Origin of the sequence: Arthrobacter sp. CAL618 (assembly GCF_000468215.1) — a bacterium.
GTDB lineage: Bacteria > Actinomycetota > Actinomycetes > Actinomycetales > Micrococcaceae > Arthrobacter_D.
The window spans coordinates 1-4,763 of the sequence record NZ_ASZW01000121.1 but is presented as its reverse complement, the minus strand read 5'-3'; the positions used below and the strand labels follow the sequence as shown (position 1 = coordinate 4,763).

General features: G+C 61.2%; 3 protein-coding genes. 2 read left to right on the top strand and 1 reads right to left on the bottom strand.

Annotated elements, in window-relative coordinates; all coding sequences use genetic code 11:
• The first annotated feature begins 130 nt into the window (after window positions 1-130).
• Entirely contained in the window at window positions 131-1,441 is a 1,311-nt protein-coding gene (locus K728_RS0107610; protein WP_024475914.1) for an ISL3 family transposase, read from the top strand.
• On the opposite strand, the gene K728_RS0107605 is transcribed toward K728_RS0107610, so the two are convergent.
• Window positions 1,410-2,609: an S-layer homology domain-containing protein gene (locus tag K728_RS0107605; protein ID WP_443110943.1), complete on the bottom strand. Its 1,200-nt coding sequence runs from the start codon at window positions 2,607-2,609 to the stop codon at window positions 1,410-1,412. The genes K728_RS0107610 and K728_RS0107605 overlap by 32 nt on opposite strands.
• A gap of 408 nt (window positions 2,610-3,017) precedes the next feature.
• On the opposite strand from K728_RS0107605, the gene K728_RS0107600 reads away from it, so the two are divergent.
• A partial coding sequence (locus tag K728_RS0107600) for an ABC transporter family substrate-binding protein (RefSeq protein WP_024476333.1) occupies window positions 3,018-4,763 on the top strand: 1,746 nt, incomplete at its 3' end.

Below are 4,763 nucleotides of genomic sequence, written 5' to 3'. Positions count from 1 at the left end.
GGCTCTTCGTAAACGAGAGTGTGGGTGGGGTGTAGCCGGGGTGATCGGTGTGGGCGCGTCGAAGGCGGGATAGAGGTCGAGGCCTTCCGATGATGGAAGTTCCTACGCTGCCCATCCGAAAGACCTCGACGTGCTCAACGCTACCTTTCATGCCCCTGATCTGACGACGTTCTGCCGGCTCGACGAACTCGGCTTGGAAGCCGTCGGCCAGCAGCTGTGCCCGGGTCGGGCGGTGATCGAATGCCGTGTCGTTCAGGCAAATCCGTGGTGCCGAGGCTGCGGCTCTGCGGGTGTGCTCCGTGACACGGTGACGCGCCGGTTGGCGCATGAGCCGTTCGGTCACCGGCCGACTACGTTGCTGGTGCGGATACGCCGTTACCGGTGCACCGAGTGCGGTCGCACCTGGCGACAGGACACGGACGCAGCAGCTGAGCCCCGGGCGAAGATCTCGCGTCGCGGACTCAGGTGGGCGCTCGAGGCGGTCGTGGTCGATCACCTCACCGTGTCCCGGGTCGCTGCCGGTCTGGGAGTGTCCTGGCATACCGCCAACAGCGCCGTCCTTGCGGAGGGCAAGCGGCGGCTGATCGATAACCCGCAGCGGTTCGACGGGGTGACCGCGATCGGCGTCGACGAACACGTCTGGCGGCACACCCGACGTGGCGACAAGTTCGTCACGGTGATCATTGATCTGACTCCGATCCGCGAGAAGACGGGCCCGGCACGGCTGCTGGACATGGTCGAAGGCCGCTCCAAACAGGTCTTCAAGACCTGGCTCGCAGACCGCCCGCAGGCATGGCGGGACGGGGTGGAAGTGGTGGCGATGGATGGGTTCACCGGCTTCAAGACCGCGACCACGGAGGAGCTCCCGGACGCGGTGCCGGTCATGGATCCGTTTCATGTTGTTCGGCTTGCCAGCGACGGGTTGGACCGGTGCCGGCAACGTGTTCAGCAGGCGACGCTCGGGCATCGGGGTCGTGCCGGTGACCCGCTCTACCGGGCCCGACGGACCCTGCATACCGGCGCGGATTTGCTCACCGACAAACAGAACGCACGCTTGGAGGCCGTCTTCGCGTCCGAGGAACACCTCGAGGTCGAAGCTACTTGGGGCATCTATCAGCGGATCGTCGCCGCATACAGGGAACCGAATAAGACACAAGGGAAACAGATGATGCAGGCAGTGATCAACTCCGTCACCAGCGGCGTTCCCGCAGCCCTGGTCGAGATCCGCCGAATCGGCCGGACCCTGAAACAACGCGCCGCCGACGTACTCGCGTTCTTCGACCGACCCGGCACCAGCAACGGCCCCACGGAGGCCATCAATGGGCGGCTCGAACACCTCCGCGGCTCAGCCCTCGGATTCCGGAACATCACCAACTACATCGCTCGATCACTCCTGGAATCAGGCGGCTTCAGACCCTACCTACACTCCCAATTACGATGAGCCTTTTAAGCTGCGCGTTGTCGATACCGATCGCGAGGCTGTGGTTGATGTCGAGGTTCTTGAGTTCGTCCTTCCGGATCAGGCCATGGAGATGGCTGATTCCAGAAGCCCGCGCTCCGGCCGTCATTCCCTCGCCGCGAATGTCGGTTTTCACGAGATAGCGGGCTGTCCACTCAGTCGCAGATATCCGTTGCATGCCCCAAGCCTCGTAGGCGGTTCGGGCGTCGGGCTGGATGATCGACATATGTTGGTCGGTCCCACCCGTGGTGGTTGCGTTGAGCGGGATCCTGATGGAGTGGGTGCCGCCGGCGTCGGCACGCACAGTGGCGACCGGATCGCTTTGCGAGGCCTGTTGAACCGAGATGGACCAACGTTCGCTGTTGACGTTGGTGCCGCCGACGCGAAAGGTTGAGTGTCGCGGGTCCGAAGCGCTGGCGAATCTGATCGCAGGCCCCACCCGGGTATTGGAGAACGCAGAGGTGCTGAAAGGGAAGAGCCTGAAATCCCTTGTCACGGGTATCAAGGGCAAGCTGTGGTCGGGCGGCAGTTGGGAGGCGGTCCGGTACATAAAGGCCGCCATCGCGTCGCGGTTGACGGCTTGCAGCGGCTTGAAGACGTTGCCCGGGTACCCGGTAGAGATTCCGGTGGTAGCCATCCAGCTGATTTCCTTATGAAACCCGACGCCGACCGGAACATCACCGAATGCTGCAGCCCGTGGGGGTGTGAACTGGGGGCTGACGGCGAATCGGTAGAGGAAGGCCGCCATTGCATCCCGCTGGACTGGTTGCAACGGTCTAAATGTCCCATCGGACCAGCCGGTTGTGATCCCGGAGGAAGCCAGCCAGTGAATCTCCTTGAAGAACTGCGATCCCAGGGGGACGTCGACGAATCTCGATTGGTTGGGCGAGGCGAACGCAGGGTTGCCTGCCAGGCGGTAGAGGAAGGCCGCCATCGCATCCCGGTTGACGGGCTGTCTCGGCTTGAACGTTCCGTCCGCATAGCCAGTGGAGATTTTATGGGTTGCCAGCCAGGAGATTTCGGAATGAAACGGTGTGCCTGGTGGAACGTCGCTGAAAGCAGATGCCGACGTAGCTGGCGGGGGAGCGATGAGGGTGCCAGCTACTACTACGAGGGCGCACACCATGAGTAAGGCAGATCTGATCAGCAACAAGCGGGTCTCCAAGGCAGAAGGTGCGTAACGAGGATCCGCTTCGCGAGAGTGAGCTGAAGTCGTGCCGCGACCGGAAGGACTGCGGCGGGTAGCCGACCAAGCTCATGTTGTTGGTAGCGTATCTTCGCGTTTGCCGCCCGATGAGTGTCCAGCGGGTTTCCTGCACAAAAGCTGGGCCAATAATGTTGATCGGCGACTGCTGGGAAATCGCTGAATGAACGCTGGGAAACAAATTTGGTTGCATCTCGGTAACAACACGGTTGCGATGAGTGTTAGGACACCTGACCGCAACAATTAGCACTTAGGCTTCTACTCATGTGAGGCACGCCACTCCTCCCGGAGTGGCGTGTCAGCTCTTTGTAAAACCACATGGGGCTCTATCCAGAACACGAAATAGGAGGCGGAATGCGTTTCGGACGTACTTCCAAAGCTGTGGGAGTCGCGGCAATCGCTGCACTTGCACTCAGCGCCTGCGCCAGCACTGACAGTGGCGACGGCAATTCTGACCCAGACGCGAGCGGCGACACCGGCGCCTCAAGTGGCGGAGTAGTAAGTGTTGCCGAGGTAAACCCGTTTACCTCGTTCAACTCAGACAGCGCCACAGGCAACGTCGATATCAACGGCAAGGTCAGCTACCTGACCAAGTCGGGGTTCAACTACATCAACGACCAGCTTGAGGTTGTTCCGAGGGAAGAGTTCGGATCCTACGAAGTAGTTTCCGAAGATCCTCTGACCGTCACCTACACCGTCAACGAGGGTGTCGCCTGGTCCGACGGCGAGCCGATCGACGGCGGAGATCTCCTGTTCTCCTGGGCCGTCAGCTCGGGCTACTTTGACGACGCCGACGCCGAGGCAGAAACCGGCGCCACGTACTTCGCAGCAGCCAGCACCGCTGGCCTGGACCTGTCACTGCTCCCCGAATTGGGCGAAGATGGCCGTTCCATCACCATCGAGTACACCGAGCCCTACGCTGACTGGGAAATCGCCTACGGCGTGATCGACACCCCAGCCCACGTTGTCGCAACCCAGGCCGGACTTGCAGACGAAGCTGCCCTGATCGAACTCATCCAGAACACCCCCGAAGGTGATCCGGAGAATCCTCAGGAACGTCCCGACCTTCAGCCAGTCGCTGACATCTGGAACACTGCCTTCGACACCACCACCCTTCCTGACGATCCAGCCATGTACCTGTCCAGCGGACCGTACATCGTTGACTCGATGACTCCTGACCAGTCGATGACCCTGGTCAAGAACGAGGACTACAACTGGGGCCCCGAGACCCAGCTCGACGAAATCACCATCCGCTACATCGGTGACGCCACTGCTCAGGTCCAGGGCCTGCAGAACGGCGACGTCGACGTCATCCAGCCACAGGCATCAGCTGACACTCTCGCGTCGCTCGAAGCCATTGACGGCGTCAACATCTTCGAAGGTGACGAGCTCTCCTTCGATCACCTTGACCTCAACTACAGCGGTGTCTTCGAAGACGAGAACGTTCGCAAGGCGTTCATGAAGACGATTCCTCGCGACGCGATCGTTGCGTCAACCATTGCCCAGCTGGATCCAGAAGCTGACCACCGCGACTCGCACATCTTCGACGTCGGCACCCCCGGCTACGAGGCAGCGACTCCCGTCAACGGTTCAGAAGAGTATGACGAAGTTGACATCGAAGGTGCCACCGAGCTCCTTGATGGTGCAACTCCTGAGGTCCGCATCATGTACAGCGTCGACAACCCCAACCGGGTTGACGCTTACACCCTCATCGCCGAAAGCGCTGAGCAGGCTGGTTTCCAGGTTGTTGACGGCGGACTCCCCGGCAACGAGTGGGGTTCAGCTCTGGGTACCGGCACCTACGACGCAGTCATCTTCGGCTGGGTCAGCACCGGCGTCGGCGTCACCGGAGTTCCACAGCTGTACGGCTGCGGTTCCGCATCCAACTTCAGCGGATTCTGCGATGAAGAAGCTCAGGCCGCTATGGACGAGCTGATCGTCACCACTGATGAAGCCGAGCAGCAGGAGCTGCAGACCATCGTCGATACTCGCCTGTTCGACACCGGCTATGGCCTGCCTCTGTTCCAGTCGATCGGTATCAACGCTGCCAGTGATTCCATCGAAGGCGTCGGCTTCAGCCCGACCCAAGAGGGTATCTGG